Here is an 18,878-nt window from a genome sequence, read left to right as displayed (position 1 = left end):
CCCTGCCTCCCTCTTCGTGCGGTCCTGCCTGCGTGCTCTGCGTGCCTCATGATCCCCGCAGCTCCTTCGTGTCGACGCACTGCTGCTTCGTGGACGGTCCGATCCCGCCGTTCTTCGTCACCACGGTGAGCACGAAGCACGGCTTGTCCCAGGCCAGCGGCACGTTGACAGTGATGCTGGAGCTTCCCCGCGCGAGCGTCTCCGTCTCCACGCCCTCGTACTCCTCGGGGAGGTTCTGCCAGGCGATCTTGATGTCGTCGTTCGACGTCATCCCCTCGGGCGTGCTCCAGCTGATCTTCACACTGCCCGGCGTGGTGCCGCGCTCCTTCTCGAGGACCGTCATCGAGATGTCCTTCGGAGGGTCCTGCGCGCCCGGCTTCCAGTCCTCGCTGGTCGTGGGGGCGGCGGTCGTGGGCTCCTCGGGCTCGATGAAGGTGCTGCGCACGACCGCCATCGTCCCCACCCCGATGCCCAGCACGAGCACGGCGGCGAGCGTCACTAGGGGCCACATCGGCCGGCGGCGCACGGGCGCTCCGGGCGCCGCAGCAGCGGACGGTGCCCCGGATCCACCCGGCCCGGCCGATCCTCCGGCTCCCGCGGAGGCGCCGGACGGCGCATCCGGCGCCGGCGAGGGACGCACGAGGGTGGTGTCGTCCCCCTGCCCGGGCGCGAGCGATCGGGACCGGGCGGGCCGCCCGCCGCCCAGCGCGGGGGCGACACCGGCGAAGGGGTCCAGGACGCGCGACGACGGGGCGTCGGGGTCGACGGTGGAGACGCGGCGGATGTTCGTGTGGGCCTCGAGGTCTCCCTCCCCCGTGTGCTCGGGCGGGTGCTCGGGGCCGTGCTCGTCGAGCACGTCCATCTGCGTGATGGGCAGGGAGAGGGCCATCTCGACCTGCTGGAGGGCGCGGCCGAGGGCGAGCGCGGACTCGTAGCGGCTCGCGGGGTCCTTCGCCATCGCGACCGAGAGGGTACGGTTCAGCATCTCGGGGACGTCGGGGCGGCTGAGCGGAGCGAGCGGCTCGGAGGAGATCCGGGCGATGAGATCGCTCGCGGTGTTCCCGCCCGCGCTGCGCTCGAAGGGGGTGCGCGCGGCCAGCAGCGAGTACAGGGTCGCGGCGAGGGAGAACACGTCGCTGCGCTCGTCGGCGCTCGGCGGGTCCTCGAAGGCCTCCGGCGGGGACCAGGGGATCGACAGCCCGTGGCTGGACTCGGGCTCGAGGGCGTTGCCCGCGGCCACGGAGATCCCGAAGTCCGTGAGCGCCGGCCTGTTGTACTCGGTGACCAGGATGTTCGCGGGCTTGATGTCGCGGTGCAGGATGCCGGCGCGGTGCGCGGTCTCCACGGCGCCCGCGATCTGCACGCCCACGCGCAGCGCCTCGGCGACGGAGATGCGCTCGCGGCGGAAGCGCGCCCCGTAGTTCGGGCGCGGGCAGTACTCCATGACGATGCAGGCGCGGTGCTCCCTGGTCACCTCCGCCTGGTGGATGGTGACGATCGAGGGATGGGTCGACATGGTCGCCATCACGTTCGCCTCGGCGTCGAACTGCCGGCGCACGGCGTCGTCGAGGACGCTCGCGAGCAGCACCTTGATCGCGACGCTCCGCTGCGGGCGCAGCTGGCGGTACAGGTGGACGTCGGCGAAGCCGCCCGATCCCAGCAGACGCTCGTACTCGTACCCCGCGAGCTGCGGCGGCGGGGCCGGCGGGCGGGGGCTCATGAGGGCCTCCCCAGCAGGGTGAGGACCACTCCGTCGCCCAGGTCGAGGCGGTCCCCGTCGGCGAGGACGGAGCTCTGGCCCGAGCGCAGACGCTGCGGCGCCTCGCCGGAGCGCAGCAGGGTGGTGCCGTTGGTGGTGCGCAGGTCCTCCGCGACCACGTGCCAGCCCTCGAGGCGCAGCGCGACGTGGGAGCGCGAGATGTCCTGCTGGGGGCTGGGGACGGTGATCAGCTGGGGGACGTCGTCGCCGCTCACGCGCGAGGCGCGGGGTCGGCGGCCGACGATCGCCGAGCGGTCGAGCAGGAACCGTCCGCCGGTGCTGATCTCGATCATCCCGAGCGGCGGGCGCGCGACGGTGCGCACTCCCCCGCGGATGCGGGCGCCGCACCAGCGGCAGGTCGTGGCCTCGGGCGGATTCGCATGGCGGTTCTCGCAGACGGCACCGGGAAGGGTGACCGCCTGGGCGGGGGCGGTGGGCGCCTGGCCGGTCGGCTGCGCAGGGGAGCCGGCCGAGGTCGCGGAGCGCGGCAGGGCCGCGGCATCCGACGGGGCACCATCACGACCGGTGCCGGGACCCGGGACTGCGGCGGGCGCGTTCGGGGCCTGCGCTCGCTCGGCGCCGGTGCGGGCCGCAGCGCGCGCCGCCTGCGCCACCTCGGGGGCGGTGCGTCGCATGCCGGGCACCCAGTCGATGAAGTCCCCGGAGGATTCCCGTGGCTCGTCCCCGGTCATCGAGAGGGTGGGCTCGGGGCCGACGGGCTCGGCGGTTGTTCCGTCGGACGGTGCTTCCTCGCCCGTGGCACCGGCGGCGTCGAGGTCGAGGGACTCGACGTCGAGCGTCGCCTCCGAGGCGCGCTCGCCCTCCGCGGCGTCCCCGTCCTCACCCGCGGCGCGGACCGCGGCGGCCTCGATGCTGCGGTGGAGGGTGCGCCCGAACAGATCGTCGTAGGCGCTCCCGCCCTCGCCGATCACCGCGCCGAGGTCGCTCGCGCCGGCGGCCCGGGCGGGCCCCGGAGATGATTCCGCGTCGGTGGCGGCGGCGTCGGGATCACGGGCGGCTGCGGCGGCGGAGGGATCGGGGTGCGGAGCGGGATCCGGGTGCGGAGGATCGGCGATCGGGACCGGCGAGGCACCGGGCTCAGGGGCGCCGGCCTGCTCCGCGGCGTCGGGGTCGATCGGTTCGACCCGCGTCACGGGTGCCGAGTCGGTCGCGGCCATCTCCGTGGGCGCCGGCGCCTGGGCGCTGTCTCCCGTCGGCGTCGGCGTGGGTGTGGCTGTGGGAGCGGCTGGGGGTGCGGGTGCGGGCGACGGTGAGGGCGTCGGGCCCGTCGTCGTCTCCGTCGTGCGCTCAGCGCTGCGCGCGGCACGGCGATCGAACAGCGATGAGGTCACCAGCCTGGTCGAGCGGCCGGACGCGGGCGTCTGCGGACGGTGCGCCGCAACGGGCTCGGCGGACTCGACGGATGCGGCGACGGGTGCAGGCGTGGCCCTGGCGGGGACCGGCGCGGGTGCGGGCGCAGGCGCAGGTTCAGGTGCGGGTGCAGGTGCAGGTGCGGGTGCAGGTGCAGGTGCAGGTGACGATGCGGGCGCGGGGTCTGCCGACGAGGACGCAGGCGCCGCGGCCGGGGACGGCTGCTCGGACGTCCCCGCGTCGGCCGCGGGCGGCGAGGCCTGGGCAGCGGCGGAGGGTGCGAAGAGGTCGTCGAACATGCTGGGCCCGGCGGGGGCCTCCGCGGCGGCATTCCGTGCGGGCGATGACGAGGACCGCGAGCTCGACGGTGCGGACGCAGACTCCGCCCGCGCGGCGGACTCCTGCGCGCGGCGCTCCTCGCGCTCGCGCTTCTCCTTGTCGCGCGCCGCCTTGCGCTGCGCGGCGCGCTCCTTGGCGGCGGGGTCGAGGATGGAGCTGCCGTCGGCCTCGACCTGCTCGGCGAGCTGAGTGCGCGCCGTCTCCTCGAGCTCCGCGGGGTCGATGGTCATGAGCACGAACCCGCGGACGCGGCTCATGCCCTCGACAGTCCTCAGCGCGGCGGCCGGATTCTCCGCCGGCAGATCGCCGAAGGCGATCCGGTGCACGCCGTCGAGCTCGGTGATGACGGCGGGGCCCTCCTCGGTTCCCGCGAGCAGCTGCCGACCCTCTGCCGTGTACACCGCGAGGGGACTCGTACCGGTGAGACCGATCGTCCGGCGCGTGCCGTCGCCGAGCGCGAACAGCACCGGGGGCAGGCGGTCCTCGGTCTCGAACTCGCTGCCCGAGGCGAGGTCCCCGAGCAGCGCGTCGGCCGCCGGGGGCTCGCCGAGCACCCGCCATGCGGACGCGACCAGGGAGCTCTTGACGCCGGGGACGAGCAGCATCCAGCCGGAGGGCCGCACGACGAGCGTCGCGGGGCCGGGATTGAACCAGGTGCCGCGTCCCAGGAGCGAGGAATCCCCGCTCACTGCGATCGGTCCTCGGTCCCGTCGCCGTCCTTTGCGTCGTCCGTCCCGTCCGTCTCGTGCTGCGCGTCCTCGCCGCTGCTCCCGGCGCCGTCCGCACCGCGCGGGTGGGTGTCCTCCTCGACCTCGATGGCCGGCTGGGGCGCACCGCTCCCCCGCTGCTGGGCGTCGCCCGCGGAGAGCCCGACGAGCGCCGTCGCCTCGACGACCACGACGCTCACGTTGTCGTGCCCTCCGGCCTCGACGGCATGGCGCACGAACGCGCGGCTCAGGTCGTCGACGTCGGCGTCGCTGCGCAGGAGGCGCTCGATGGCCTCGTCGGAGATCTCGTTGGTGAGGCCGTCGGAGCACACGAGGATGCGGTCGCCCACCTCCGCGGGGATCAGCCAGAAGTCCGGATCCGGCTCCGCGCCCACGCCCAGGGCGCGGGTGATCATGTGCCGGTAGGGGTGCACGCGGGCCTCGGCATCGGTGAGGTCGCCGTGGTCGATGAGCTCCTGGACGACGGAATGGTCCACGCTGACCTGCTCGAACAGCTCGCCGGAGAGGCGGTAGACGCGGGAGTCGCCCAGGTTCATGACCACCCAGTAGCCCACGCCGTCCAGCACCATCGTCGCGACCAGGGCGACCGTGGTGCCCGCGCCGCGCTCGTCGTCGGCGCTGAGACCGCTGATGCGGGCTCCCGCCGAGCGCAGGGCGTCGCCGAGCTGCTCGATGGTCACGTTCTCCTGGACGGTGAGCTTCTCGAACTCCTCGACGGCGATCGCGCTCGCGACCTCACCGGCGTTGTGCCCGCCCATGCCGTCGGCGACCATGTGGATCGGGTGCGCGTCGAGCACGGAGTCCTCGTTGGTCTCTCGTACGCGGCCGACATCGGTCGCATGGGCGGAGACCACGCGGACGGTGCCGGGGAGGTCGGGATCGGTGAGGGATGCGTCGATCACTGGATGCGCTCCACGGTGAGGGTTCGGTCCCCGATCAACAGCGTGGCGCCATCGGGCAGAGACAGGGGCGAGTGCGGGTCGAGATCCTGGGAGGAGCCGTCGGCGAGGATCAGCGCCGAGCCGTTCGTCGAGCCGAGGTCCGTGACCTGCAGGCCCTCGACGGTGGCTTCGAGACGGAGGTGCGACTTCGAGACCGAGCGGGTCTCGTCCGCGAGGACGAGCCGTTCCTCCCCGGTCTCGGCCGCAGGGTTGCGCCCGAGCGTCGCGACGCCGCGCACCTCGTGCACGGAGCCGTCGTCGAGCAGCAGGCGGTAGCCAGGGCGGCGATCGCGGCGCGCGGGGACGACCCGGGTCGCCTCGACATCGCCGAGGTCCTCCGTCGGGTGCGTCAGACGCGTCGACTCGTCGAGGTCGGCGGGAGCGCCGACGGGCGCGGGCGTCGAGGACGGTGCCGGAGCCTGGGCCGGCGCGGGCGTCGGCGCCGGGGCAGGAGAAGATTCCGCGGCCGGAGCGGGAGCAGGCTCCGCGGCCGGAGCGGGAGCAGGCTCCGTGGCCGACTGCACGGGCTCGGCCTCGGGCGCCGGCGAGCTCGTCCACGCAGCACTCGGATCGTTGCCGGCGACGGGCTCGATGGGCTGCACGGGCTCGGCGGGCTCGCTCGCCGCCGCGGCCGATCCCTCCGAAGGCGGGGCCCAGGGGTCGACGATCTCGTCGGCCTGTGCGCTGTGCGAGTCGGCCGGACGGGGGTCCGCGGGGGGTGAGTCCTCGGCGGCGGCCGGCGCAGGCGCGGATGACTCGTCGTGCGGTGCCGGGGGCGGCGGGGCCCAGGGCGAGGAGGTGATGATCGGCTCCTCCACCCGGTCGGACGACGGTGCGACGGCGCCCTGAGGGGCCTCGGGAGATGCCGCGGGAGCGTCCCAGGACTGCTCGCGCGCACCATCGGGTGGCGAGCCCCACGCGGGCGAGGGCTGTGCCTGCGCCGGGGACGGCGCGGGCGCCGGAGATCCCCACGCGGGCGGTGCAGGGGCGGCTGATGCGGCGGCCGGTGATGCGGCACCGCCCTGCGACGTGCCGCCAGCCGGGCTCCCGTTCGCGGCAGGCTCCTCCCAGGCGGCACCGGGCTTCGCGGTGAGGTTCTCGCGCACGGACACCGGCACCGAGGGGTCACCGAGGTACTGGGCGGCGTCGGGCCGGGCGAAGTCGTCGGGCCGAGAGGCGTAGGGGTCGCGACCGGCGCGCGCGTCCACGAGGATCGTGCTGATCATGCGGTCGTGCAGGCCGCGCCCGTGGCGCTCGGGGTCGAGGAACGTCGTCAGCCCCGCGATCCAGGTGAGCAGCGCGAGCACCACGTACCGGGCCAGCGAGCGGCCGAAGCCGAGGGGTGCGCCGGTGTCCTCGCGCACGACCCGCAGGCCCATGATGAGTCCTCCCAAGGTGAAGCCGCGGCTCCCCTGCAGCCACACGATCACGAGTGCGTAAGCGATCGGCAGGGCCGCGCCGAGGCCGGTCAGGATCGTCGCGAGCGTCGGATGCGACTGCAGGACCAGGAGGATCGTGCCGATCCACAGGGGCAGTGCGGTGATGCCCGCGATCACTCCGTCGATGATGAAGGCGAGCACGCGCTTGCCGGTGCCCGCTGGGGCGCAACCGTCCAGCGGCGGTTCGAGGGGCGCGGGCCCACCGGGGTCGGCGGGTCGGTCCTGCGCCGGGGAGGGCGGCTGCCCCCACACGCCGGCGGGCTGCTGTGCGTCCATCCCACGATCGTACTGGGGCCGTCCCCGCAGCGCCGTCCCGGCGGGATCCGGCGGCTCCGGGGCGCTGCTGCCCAGCAGCTGGATCTGATCGGAGTCCTCGGCGGGCGCGCTGTCCGCGGCCGCCTCGGCGCGTCGCCGCGGCGGCGCCGACCAGGCGCCGGGTGCGTCGGTCGCGCGCTTCTCGTAGGGCGACTCCCGGTACCGGGCGCCGCACTCGCCGCAGAGGGCCGCACCGGCGCTCAGCAGTGCCCCGCAGGTGCTGCAGTAGCGGGGCGTCCCGCCCTGCGCGCCGGACGGACCCCCGTGGCCTGCCTGGATGCTCATCATCGGTCCCTCCTGCGGCGCGGTCCGCGCCGTGCGCTCGATGTTCTGCGCCATGCACGGTATCGGTCCGCGGCCCCGCCCACGAACGATCGGACCCTCTGCATGGCCCGCTCGGGGGCGCCGCGCAGGGAGAACGCGCCGCCTGTCCGGGATGCACGATCCGCGACGCTCCCTCTGCGGGAGTCCTCCGCGGAGCGCTGGGCGGAGGCCGCTCGCAGCCGCTGCTCGGCGCGACGGTCCGCGCGGCGCCGCACCCGGAAGGAGCGCAGCGAGACCGCTGCGCGCGCCCGACGGTGCCAGGGCAGGTCCTCGGTCATCCGACGGCGCGCGGCGGCGACCGAGGCCCAGTAGGACTCGAGGTCGGACTCCGACGGGGCGTCGGGCGCGAAGGTCGCCCGATCGGCGCCGGAGGCCAGATGCCGCAGGTCCGCGGCCGCCTCGGCGTCGAGCTCGGCGATGATCGCCTCGGCGGTCTCCTTCCTGGTGTCCGACGGCGCGCCGCGCCGTCCCAGGTCGGTGCGCAGATCCACGATCTCCCGCCAGCCTCCGTCGATGCGGTCCCCGGGGGCTCCGCGCAGCCTGCGGTGGCGTCGGCGCAACACCTTCGCGCCGGCGATCGCGCCGAGCGTCGCGGCGACGAGCACGGCGAGCAGGCCGGTTCCGGAGACGTACCCGACCCACAGCGGGGCCGGCTCGGGCGGATCCGGCGGGTCCGGCTGGTCCTCCGCCGTGGCGCCCGGCGGGGGCGTCGGCGGGTCCGCGGGCGGCGGCGGGGGCTGGGGCACCTGCGGCTGCGGCTTGTCGGTGGTCTTCTGCTCGGGCTGGGTGAGGGTGTCGTCGTTGTCGGGAGCCGGATCGAACCGCTGCCAGTGGACGGTGTCGGATCCGGGCTCCTGGAAGGCGACCTCGACCCAGGCGGTGACGTCGTCGCCGGTGACGGTCGCGGTCCCCGCATCGGAGCCGGAGACCTCGAAGCCCATCACCACGCGGGCGGGGATCCCGATCTCCCGGGCGAGGACGGCGGTGAGGGCCGCGAACTGCTCCTCGTCGCCGATCCTGCCCTGCGGCATGGCGTCGGGCTCGGAGCGGTCGAAGCTCGGATCGTTGAGCATCGCGAGCAGGCGGGACTCCCCGTGACCGGAGAGCGAGGCCTGCTGGTCCTCGATGCCGTGGGAGTACTCGGCCTCGGTCTTGATGCCGACCATCAGGTTGCTCATGGTCGCGTAGTCGTTGGGCTCGTCGCCGGCCCACTCCTCGGCGGCCTGCTTGAACTTCGGGTCCAGCCCTTCGAGGGGCGGGAGCTCGTCCGCCACGCCGGCGGCGAAGCGCATCGAGTGCTGCGCGTCCTCGGACGCGCTCCTGTACGGCTCGTAGGTGACGTCGTAGCTGTCGCCCTCGCGCAGCGAGGACGAGTCCACGAGCGTCTGGGAGCGACGGTTGAGGAAGAGGGAGTCGCCCAGTCGCGCGGACCCCGAAGGCCGCTGCGCCGTCGGCTCCTGATCGGGGTCGACGCGATCGGTCGTGGTGCCCAGGCTGGGCATCCACACCCCGTGGTAGCCGCCGATCGTGACCGTCGAGGTGCGCGTGTCCTCTCCCGACTGCGCAAGATCCACGGCGCCGGCGATCTTGAGGAACGCGCCCGAGGGCGAGTCCGCGCGGCTCGAGCCGGCGACGTCGTACACCTCGCGGTTGTAGTCGTCGAGGGTCGCCAGACGGATCTGCTCCCCGTCCTTCACGTTCGTGACGGTGAAGAGCTCCTCCTTGCGGCGGTTCTTGACGTAGCCGCGGAAGTCGGAGAGCGGGGAGACGTACTCGGCCGGGTCGAACTGCGGGGTGAGGCTGTCGCGCAGGGCGAAGCGTGCCGTGCCCGAGGGCGGGTCCAGGGCGGGGCTCGCGGCGCCGGTGATCGCGGCGGCGAGCAGCAGGATCACTCCCCCGCCGATCACGCGCCGCCGCAGTACGGGGTTGCCCCAGGAGCCCGCGCGCACGGTGTCGGAGATGATGGTGGAGCGCGAAGTGCGCAGGCGCGCGCTCTCGAAGCGCCAGCTCAGCCAGGCGAGGGAGAGCATCGCGAACAGCAGCCCGCGCAGCAGCGGGAGGGTGGCCTCCGCCGTGCCGAACACGACCGAGCACAGCAGCATCGCGCAGGGGAAGAGCCACGCGATCACGCAGCGGCGGGTGCGCAGCAGCACGGAGAAGCCCGCGACGCCCAACAGCAGCATGGGCAGCCAGACGACGCCCAGCACGCCGTTCCCGATGCCGATGGGCGGGCTGATGGTGAGCGCGCTCTTCCAGGTCGTCACGGGCATGCGCAGCAGCTCGAGAAGGGCCGACGGAGTGGGCAGCGCACCGAGGAGCGCGCGGTCCGGCACCACGAACGCCGCACCCAGCGCGAAGTGCACGATCGCGATCGCGAGGGTCAGCAGCAGCGGCCCGAGGGACCAGCGGGCGCCCAGCAGGGCGATCACCAGCGAGAGGACGAGCGCCATCACGCCGGTCACGAGGTACCAGGGGCCTCCGAAGACCGAGTGGAACCCCAGCAGCGCGAGCAGGAACAGCGCGCCCAGCACGACCACGTCCACGACGCTCGCGCGCAGCGGGCGCTGCTCGCCCAGGGTCTCCTCGACCCCTCCGGTCGACGGTCGCGGCGGTGGCGGGGCCGTGGTCGTGGCAGATGCCTCCGGCGCCGGGTCCGTGCCCGACTCCGGGTTCGTGCCCGGCGACGAGGACCGCCGACCTCCGGGACCGGGCAGGTGCGCGGCGCTCATCGGCCCACCGTCCTCATCGCCATCGGCAGGTCCTCGATGCGCCCCAGGGTCACGAGCTCGAGACCGCCCAGGCGCGAGCGCCGCACCTCCGCGCCGCGTGCGCAGCGCACCGCGATGGGCAGCACGCCGGGCGGGAAGCGGGTCGCGGCCTGGTTGAGCTCGGTCGGGGTCGCCTGGGAGCCGACGACGAGGACGACGGCCGACGCGTTCGGAGCCTTGTCCGCGCAGGCCTGGCCGATATCCCGCAGGGGGCGCCGGCCGCGCTGCGCCTCGAGCACCGTGTAGTCGTCCAGCAGTCGGCGCAGCGTGGCGGTGCGCTGGCGCCCGGCGGTGGTGAGGGCCGTGAGCTCCTTCTCCTCCCGCATCGTCTGCACGGAGACGGAGGCCGCGGCCGAGACGGCGAGCTCGAACTCGTCCTCGTCCTCGAAATCGGCGGCGCGGTCGGCGAGCGCGACGACCACGTGGGAGCGTCGGGTCTCCTCGAACTGGCGGACCATGAGCCTGCCGGTGCGGGCGGTCGTGCGCCAGTGGACGTGCCGGCGGTCGTCCCCCGGCGTGTAGTCGCGCAGGGCGTGGAAGGCGATGTCGGAGCTCGAGAGGTCCGACGAGGGCGTGCCCTCGAGGTCCCGCAGGAAACCGCTCGCGGCCTCGTCGAGGCGGACGGTGCGCGGGTGCACGAAGAGCTCCTGCGCCTTCGCCCAGGTCACCTGGCGCCGCATGAGCGAGAGCGGATCGTCGCGCACGGAGCGCACGGGGCCGACCACGAGCACGGCACGACGGCGGGTGGGCACGGCGAACAGCTCCTCGTGAGCGGCCGAGGCGCCCAGGCGCGGCACCAGGAACTGGGCGCTCGCGCCGCCCACGGAGAGCTCGATCCGCGAGGGCAGGATCGTCTTCTCGGTCGGATTGCGGACCTCGACCCGGCCGACGGCACGGGTGCCCACGACCACGCGATGGGACTGCAGGTCCAGGGTGATCGCGTAGGAGGTGCGGCCCAGCACGAACACGGCCGCGATCACGAGCGGCACGAGCAGGGCGAGCGCGAGCACGTTGAGTTCGGTGATGTGCAGCTGGAGCCCGAGGACCCCGGTCACCAGCACTGCCGCGAGCAGGGTCCAGCCCACGGGCGAGACCACGGCGAGCGCGGGCTTCGCACGCTTCCACGCGCGCTGCGCCGTGCGCCGTGCACGTTCGAGGAGACCCGGCGCGGGAGCGTCGGTGTCCGTGACCTCGGCGGTCGCCGACGACGGCCCAGGCGCCGACGACGGCCCGGGCGCGGGCGACGGCCCCGAGGGGTCACCCGGGGGTGCGACGGACGACGCGGCCGGCGGGGGCGTCGAGGAGATGCGGGGAGGGATGCTCATGCGTTCGGGAGGCTCACGCGCTCTCTCGGCGGGCCTGCGGCGGGGCGACCTCGGAGAGGATCCTGCCCATGACGCTCGCGGCGGAGGCGCCGGCGAACTCGGCCTCGGGGTCCAGGACGAACCGGTGCAGCCAGACGGGCGCGATGAGCTCCTTGACGTCATCGGGGACGACGTAGTGGCGGCCGTCGGCCGCGGCCCAGACCTTCACGGCGCGCATGAGGGCGAGGGCGCCGCGGATGGAGACGCCCACGCGGACCTCATCCGCCAGCCGCGTCTCCTCCATGAGCCGGGAGACGTACTCGAGGACCGCGGGGTCCACGTGCACGGTGGAGGCGAGGGCGGTCATGTCGTCGACTGCCTGCAGGGAGATCTTCGGGCTCAGCTGCCGGCTGCGGTCGCGGATCGCGGATCCCTGGAGGATCTGCACGCTCGAGGCGTGGTCGGGATACCCCAGGGACGTCTTCATGAGGAAGCGGTCCAACTGCGCCTCGGGCAGGCGGTAGGTGCCCGCCTGCTCGATGGGGTTCTGGGTGGCGATCACCAGGAACGGGGAGCCGACCTCATGGGTGACGCCGTCGACGGTGACCCGCCCCTCCTCCATCACCTCGAGCATCGAGGACTGGGTCTTCGGGGAGGCGCGGTTGATTTCGTCGGCCAGGACGATGTTCGCGAAGACTGGGCCCTTGTGGAACTCGAACTGCTTGGTGGCCTGGTCGTAGATCGTCACGCCGGTGACGTCTGAGGGCAGAAGGTCGGGCGTGAACTGGATGCGCGTCGACGTGCCCTGCACGGTCGCGGCGAGCGCGCGGGCGAGAGAGGTCTTCCCCGTGCCCGGCGCGTCCTCGAGCAGCACGTGCCCGGGGGCGAGCATCGAGGTGAGCACGAGGCGCACCACCTCGCTCTTGCCCAGGACGGCCTGGCCGACGCTCTGGACGAGCTTGTCGAAGGTCTCGGCGAACCAGCTCGCCTGTTCGGGGGTCATGCTCACGTGGGGTCTCCGATGGTGCGGGATGGGATGGGGGCTGCCGGGCGGAGGTCGTGCGTCACTTCTTGGGCTCCGTGATCGTCGCGACCTTCTTCCCGTCGAGCAGGACGTCGAACTTCTTGCCCGGGTAGCCGTGGAAGTACTGATGGGTGCTGGTGAACCGCCCCTGACCGTCAGCAGTGATCTCCTTCGGAAGGGAGCTCGCCCCCTCGGACCACTTGCTATCAGTCTCGTACTCGTAGAAGTCGAGCTGGTACGTCTTCCCCGGCTCCATGTTCTCGAGGCTGAAGCTGAACCAGCGGCAGCTGCCGTTCTCGCAGCCGGTCTCTCCTGAGGCTCCGCCCTCGCCCTCCCAGTCGGCTTCCCCCGACTGTTTCGGGGTGGGGGACTTCGCGGTCGCGGAGTCGGAGGTGGTGCCGCTGACGAGCTTCTCGCTGTTCACGACGCGCGCATCGACGGTGTACTTCGTGCCGCCCTTCGCTCCGACCTGCGGATCGCCGCCGCCGGCGCCGAGGTCCTTCCAGCCGCCGCCGTTCACGCGGTACTGGACTGTGCTCACGCCGACCCCGCCGCCGCCGTTGGCCCTGATCTTCGCGGTCACGGGGCAGGAGGTGCCGCTGCAGTTCGCTGCGCTCATCGTCACCGACGGCGCATCCGGCTTCGTGTACGGGCGCACGGCGCTCGAGGCCTTCGAGAGCTCGCTCTCGCCGCCCGCGAAGCGGTTGTACGCCTGCACGGTGAACGTATAGTCCTTCCCGTTCTCCAGCCCGTCGATCGTCACGGAGTCCTTCGAGGCGTCCACGGTCCGCGGCTCGCCGCCGGGCCAGCGCACCATGTAGTGGTCGATCGGCGTGCCGCGCCCGTCCGCCTTCTTCCAGGAGACCGTGACGCGGCCGTTGGGCCCGCTGCCCGTGTGGGCGTCGGGGAGGGAGGCCGTCACGCCCGTGGGGGCCTTCGCCTTCGCGTACGCCGTGACCGGGTTCGAGGCCGCCGAGGCCCCTGTCCCCTTGCCCACGGAATTCGTGCCCGTGTAGGTGAACGTGTACTCCGTGTTGCGGTCCAGGTCGTCGAAGCGACCGGAGGTCTTCCCGTCCTTCGTGGTGATGGTCTTCTCGGCACCGCCGCCCTTCCCGGGATGGGCGGTGACGGTGTACGAGGTGACCTTCTCGCCGTTCTGCTCGTCCTCGGTCATCGCCGGCCACTTCACCAGGACAGTGCCGCCCAGTTCGTCTTCGAAGCGCGTCGCGGTGATCTTCCCTGACGGTTTCTTGGGCTTGCCTGCCGGGTGCTCCGCCGACGACCGCTCGGACCAGTCGGAGGGCTCGTCGGCCTTGTTCTTCGCGCGGACGCTGAAGGTGTAGTCGACGCCGTTGGTCAGCCCGTCCACGGTGGTGCTGGTGCTCCCGCCCTCGACCGGGATCGACCTCGTGGAACCGTCCGCGCCGATCATCTGCAGCACGTACTCGATGATGGGCGAGCCGTGGTTGACGGGCTTCGTCCAGGACACCTGGAGCTTCCCGTCGCCGCGCTTCACGCGCGGAGCGTCGGGCTTCTCCGGCTTCACGTCGGGACGGGCCTTCGCCGAGGCGGCCGACGGCTCCGACGTCCCCACGTCGTTCGTCGCGGCGACGGTGAAGGTGTACTCGGTGTCGTTGGTGAGTCCGCTGATCTTGCAGGTCGTGCTCTCGCACTGCGTGGACTTCCCACCGCCGGCGGGCTTCACCGTGTACCCCGTGATCGGGGCGCCGTTGTCGTTCCCCGGCTCGAATCCGAGCACCACGTACCCGTCGCCGGTCTCCTCGATGCGAGGCGCCGAGGGGGAATCCGGCTTGCCGCGCACGTTGACGCGGATGGTGCCCGTGTCCTGCCGGTCGGGATCCTTGGTGGCGTCCTGGATGGTGTAGCTGACGGTGGCGACGCCGTGGAAGTCGGCGCCGGGCGCCAGCGTCACCGCGTCGTCCGTGTGGTCCACGTCGATCGTGCCGGCCTTCGCCTTCGCGTCGACGATGGTGACGGGCTTGCCCAGGGGCTCGGTGTCGTTCGCGGTGGGGCGCACGGTCTTCGTGTCCCCCGCGTCGATGTCGTAGGTGTCCTCCTGGGCGGACGGGAGCGGCTCCCGGGAGCCGGTGACCGTGCCGCTGATCTCGGCCTTCACGGGGTCGTTGGTGCCGTCGGAGACGGAGACGGGCACCGAGAACTTCGTGCCCTTGGCGACGTCGGCATCGGCCTGGGCGCTCACCACTCCCTCGGGGCTGACCTCGACGCTGATGCCGTCCACTCCGGTCTCGCCGGTGGACTCGAACGTGAGGTCGTCGCCCTCGGGGTCGTCTGCGGTCCGGGCGAGGTCGACCTGGCGGGCGTCGCCGCCCTGCTCGACCTCGAGGTCGGTCCCCTGGATCGACGGCGGCTTGTTGTCCTTGGACTCGACCGTGACCGGGATCGACAGCATGCCCACGGCCGCGGTGTCGTCGCCGCGCGGCCCGTCGGTGACCTCGGCGGTGATCGTGTCCTCGCCGGAGTAGTCGTCGGCCGCGCGGTACACAAGGGTGTGCTCGTCCGCGACGAGGCTGTCGCCGTTCGCGTGCTTCGCCTTCACGGTGGCGGTATCGGTGATGACGGGTGCCTGGCCGCCCGGTCGCACGCGCACGTTGTCCGTGTCGTCGAGCGGGATCTTCGCCTCCGTCCCGGCCTGGACGGTGATGGGCTCGCCGACCCAGGTGGGGGCCTGCTTCGAGGTGCCCGGCACCCAGATGTAGCCGGCCGCGGAATGGTCGTCGAGGTCGGTGGCGGTGTAGCGGATCCGGAAGGGCTCCTCCCGCGGGGTGACGCGCACGATCCCGCGGTCCTCGTCGACGATCTGCACGCCCTCGGGGCTGCCGTCGATCGCGAGCTCGAGGTCCTTCACGCTGCCGTCGGGGTCGACGTCGTTCGCGAGGGCGTCGACGTCCACGTGGTCGCTGCTCTCGTCGAGCACCTCCGCGGCGGGGACGAAGTCGTCGGTGACGATCGGAGCGCGCTCCTCGGCGTCCTCCTTGACGGTCAGCAGGATGCTGGCCTCGTCGGAGAGGGATCCGTCGCTCGCGCCGTACCTGATGGTGTACGTGCCGGGCTCCTCCGGCGTCACCATGTCGACGGAGGCCGACCCCTTCGCCTGGTCCTGGTCGAGGTCGACGGATCCGTCCTCGGACTTCACGAGGTCCCGGTCGATGCTGAGCGGCGCCCCCTCGGGGTCGGTGTCGTTCTCCAGCGGGAAGACCTGCAGCTTGCGGCCCGGCTTGGCCTCGACCGTGTCGTCCTCGGCGATGGGGTACTGATTGGTCTCGGTGCGGGCGGCGATGCCGATCTTCACCTCGGCCGTGCCGACGGCGCCCTGGCGGTCCATGACCTGGTAGCGGAAGGTGTCCGTGCCCGAGGCGTCGTCATCGGCCACGTAGTCGATCCACTCCCCGGACGCGGAGGTCACGCGTCCCTTGCTCGGGGCGTCGCCGGTGACTCCCGTGAGGATCACGGAGTCGCCGTCGGGATCGACGCCGCTGAGGCTCACGGGGATGCGCACCGTGCTCCCGGCGACGGTGCGCGCGGTGAGGTTCTGCGGCGCGGGGCGCTCGTTGCTGGCGTCGTCCGGGACCACGGTGATCCGCAGGCGCGCGGAGGCCGAGCGCCCGGTCTCGTCGGTGGCGGTGTAGGACAGGGAGGTCTCGCCCTTGGCATCGGGCTTCGCGGTGAAGCGGATCTTGTCCTGATAGGTCTCGAGCGTCCCCATGTCCTCCGCGTCGTCGGCGTCGCGGAAGTCGCCGCCGAGCGCGAGGTCGGAGTCGATCGGGGAGGTGTCGTTGGCGAGGACGTCGGCCGTCACCAGGTCTCCCGCCCGCACGGTCACCTCGTCGTTGACGGTCTTCGGCTCGGCGAACTGGCTGTCGGTCTTCACGACCATGGTCTGGACGGTGCCCTCGACCTCGCCGGCCTGGTTGGCGACGGTGTAGGAGATCGGGACGGGCTCGCCGTCGGTCTCAGCATCGGGATCCGCGGAGATCTTGATCAGGTGGTGGTCGAGCACGCGCGCATCGACGCCGCTGCCGTCGGGCACCGACACGGAGTCGACGACCAGCACTCCCCCGGTCGGGTCGACGTCGTTCTCGAGCGGGTCGACGAGGGTGGACCCGCCGGCGGTGACCATGCCGAGGTCGTCCACGGCGACGGGCTTCTCGGCCTCGGCGCTCGGGTCGGCGACGTCCACGCGGATGAGCCCGTCGGCGCTCTGCGTGCCGCCGACGATCGTGTAGTCGAGGTAGTAGGTGCCGGCCGTCCTGCCGGTGACGGAGACGGTGCCGGCGTCGAGGTCCTTCTCGATGTCGAGACCGTCCCCGCCGCCCTCGAGGGAGACCTCTGCGAGCTCGAGCTTGTCGCCCGAGGGGCTCAGGTCGTTCTCGAGCGGTTCGAGGTCGACGGTGCTGCCGGCGACGACCTGGGTGTGGTCGGCCGTGGTGATCGGTGCGAGGTCCTCGTCCTGGACGACTTCCACCTTGAGTTCGCTCTCGAACTCCTGGCCCTTGTCGTCGCGCAGGGTGAGGGAGATGGACTTCTCCCCGTCCTCGAGGCCCGCGTCGGTGTAGCTGACAACGCCGTCCGGGGTGAAGGTGACGCTGTCCTGCGGCTCGACGCTGGCTCCGGCGAGGTAGAAGTCGTCGCCGTCGGGATCACGGTAGTAGGGCAGGATGTTGAAGCTGAAGCTGCGCCCGGACCGGATCTTCATCTTCGGCGTCTCGTCCTGGGCGAGCTCGGGCGGGGCGTCGTCCTGCTCTCCCCGGACCGTGAGGGTCGCGACGGACTCCGCGGTGCCGCCCCGGCCGTCGGAGACCGTGTAGACGATCTCCTTCTTCGTCCCGGGCTTCGCGTCCTCGGGGACGTCGATCTGCAGTTGGGTGCCGCCCCGGATCGGGGTCACGCGCCCCAGGTCGCTCTCGGCCTTCTTGGGCTTCGCGGTGAGGACGTCGCCGTCAGGGTCGGTGTCGTTGCGCAGCACGTCCAGCACGGTGCTGGATCCGGGTCGCACGCCCATCTCGTCGGGGTTCGCCACCGGGTCGCGGTTGTCCTCCTTGCGGTCGTAGTCGAGGTTCGCGACCGTGGAGGTCTTGGTCTCCTTCTCCTCCTGCTTGCGGTCGTCCTTCTTGATGTCCTGGGTGACCACCCAGTCGTCGACCAGCGTCATGTCCTGGGAGATCATCCAGGACAGCCCGCTCTCCTGGTCGTTGAGGACGACGAGGTCCCCGTTGACGCGCAGGGCGAGGTCGCTCTCGTCGCGGGCGTCCTCGATCGTGTCGGCCTTCACCTCCCCGCCGCAGACGCGCACGTAGCGCAGGGACCCGTTCCACGCCCCGTAGGCGCAGCCGGCGACCTGCGCGGGCGCCACGGGCTCCCCGTTCCCGCCGGACGGGTGGTGCTGCGCCTTCCCGGCCGAGCCGCTGAGCGGGATCTGGTAGAGCGTATCCGTGGTGGCGAGGACGACGTCGTCGGACTCGGGGCCCGGCTGCTGGAGCTCGGCGCCCTGGACGCTCGCGGTGGATGCCCCGAGGTCCTCGAGCGCGACCGTCGTCTTCGCGTCCTCGCCGATGTGCAGTCGGCCGTGGCCGGTCTCGGTGTCGAGCACGACGGGCGTCTCGCCGACGGTGGTGAGGGAGACCGCGTCCTCGCTGCTCGAGAGGTCGTCGATGGTCCCGATCTTCTCGGGCTTCTCCGCACCCACGTCGAGGGTGCGCGGGATCTTGTACAGCTGCTTCCCGTCGAGCACGAAGACGGTCCCGGAGTCGGTGACGGCGATCTGCGCGCTCTCGTCCTCCGCGGTGAGCAGCGGCTTCTGCCCCGTCGCGGAGAAGGAGGAGATCTGGGCTGCGTCGGCGACCCAGACGCGTCCCCCGGTGCCGATGATGCCGACGCGGTCGGATCCGAGATCCACCTCGGGGTCGAGGCCGAGGTCGATGTTGCCGGTGCGCTCCACGGTGGCGGTGTCGATGGGGATGATGCCCTTGGGACCGGTGACCATCACGTGGTATCCGTCCTGCAGGACGTCGAGGTCGTCGCCGTCGATGGCTTCGCGGCCGTCGAACTCCCGGGCATCGACGTTGAGGCGCCCCAGGAGGTGCTTCTGGGAGTTGGTCACCCACACGGCACCGTTGTTGACGGTGACCTCGGCGGAGGCGAGTCCGTCGAAGCGCACGGCGCAGATGGTGACGACGAGCGCGAGAACGGCCAGGACGGCGCTGGAGATGAGGGTGCGCCGGCGTCGTCGGCCCGTCATCGCGAATGCCACGTGCAGCTCCCCTGCCCCTCATGCCGCGCTGCCCGAGGTGGTCCCGGAGCGCGACAGCCCCCTGCAAGACCCGTCGGTACGAGGGCGCTCAGCTCCCGGCGTCGATCGGTCGGGTCGCCGTGCGGACGCGGCGGTGCCGGCGTCCTTCGGCGTGGAGTGCCCGGAGTGATGCTACCGGCAGGTCGGACTGAGGCCAATGCCCGGGCATGAATGTGGAGTGGCGAACGGGCGACGATGCGCCCGGACCCTGACGTCCCCGCGACGCAGCACGAGCTGA

At 72.5% G+C, this 18,878-nt stretch carries 8 protein-coding genes; all 8 read right to left on the bottom strand.

Annotated features, from left to right (window positions below; genetic code table 11):
- Positions 1 to 46: 46 nt before the first annotated feature.
- From Bra3105_RS16980 to Bra3105_RS16945, 8 genes are read right to left on the bottom strand one after another with little or no spacing between them, the layout of a single operon-like run.
- Positions 47 to 1,720, bottom strand: coding sequence for a serine/threonine-protein kinase (locus tag Bra3105_RS16980; RefSeq protein ID WP_228357855.1), 1,674 nt, complete (start codon positions 1,718 to 1,720; stop codon positions 47 to 49).
- Complete coding sequence (locus Bra3105_RS16975) at positions 1,717 to 4,158, bottom strand: FHA domain-containing protein (protein WP_228357854.1); 2,442 nt, start codon at positions 4,156 to 4,158, stop codon at positions 1,717 to 1,719. Before Bra3105_RS16975 ends, Bra3105_RS16980 begins: the two co-directional genes overlap by 4 nt.
- Entirely contained in the window at positions 4,155 to 5,099 is a 945-nt protein-coding gene (locus Bra3105_RS16970) for a PP2C family protein-serine/threonine phosphatase (protein WP_228357853.1), read from the bottom strand. The genes Bra3105_RS16975 and Bra3105_RS16970 overlap by 4 nt, the downstream gene beginning before the upstream one ends.
- The gene (locus tag Bra3105_RS16965) at positions 5,096 to 7,180 is read right to left on the bottom strand and encodes an RDD family protein (protein ID WP_228357852.1); all 2,085 of its coding nucleotides are present in this window, start codon (positions 7,178 to 7,180) and stop codon (positions 5,096 to 5,098) included. The genes Bra3105_RS16970 and Bra3105_RS16965 overlap by 4 nt, the downstream gene beginning before the upstream one ends.
- Entirely contained in the window at positions 7,177 to 9,945 is a 2,769-nt protein-coding gene (locus Bra3105_RS16960) for a transglutaminase TgpA family protein (protein WP_228357851.1), read from the bottom strand. The genes Bra3105_RS16965 and Bra3105_RS16960 overlap by 4 nt, the downstream gene beginning before the upstream one ends.
- Complete coding sequence (locus Bra3105_RS16955) at positions 9,942 to 11,309, bottom strand: DUF58 domain-containing protein (protein WP_228357850.1); 1,368 nt, start codon at positions 11,307 to 11,309, stop codon at positions 9,942 to 9,944. Before Bra3105_RS16955 ends, Bra3105_RS16960 begins: the two co-directional genes overlap by 4 nt.
- A 13-nt stretch (positions 11,310 to 11,322) precedes the next feature.
- Entirely contained in the window at positions 11,323 to 12,297 is a 975-nt protein-coding gene (locus Bra3105_RS16950; RefSeq protein ID WP_228357849.1) for an AAA family ATPase, read from the bottom strand.
- A 55-nt stretch (positions 12,298 to 12,352) separates the two neighbouring features.
- Complete coding sequence (locus Bra3105_RS16945; RefSeq protein ID WP_228357848.1) at positions 12,353 to 18,601, bottom strand: Ig-like domain-containing protein; 6,249 nt, start codon at positions 18,599 to 18,601, stop codon at positions 12,353 to 12,355.
- Positions 18,602 to 18,878: the final 277 nt, after the last annotated feature.

Origin of the sequence: Brachybacterium halotolerans subsp. kimchii (assembly GCF_020792675.1) — a bacterium.
Classification (GTDB): domain Bacteria; phylum Actinomycetota; class Actinomycetes; order Actinomycetales; family Dermabacteraceae; genus Brachybacterium; species Brachybacterium halotolerans.
The sequence above is the reverse complement of the archived record's forward strand: the minus strand, read 5'-3'. Positions and strand labels throughout refer to the sequence as shown.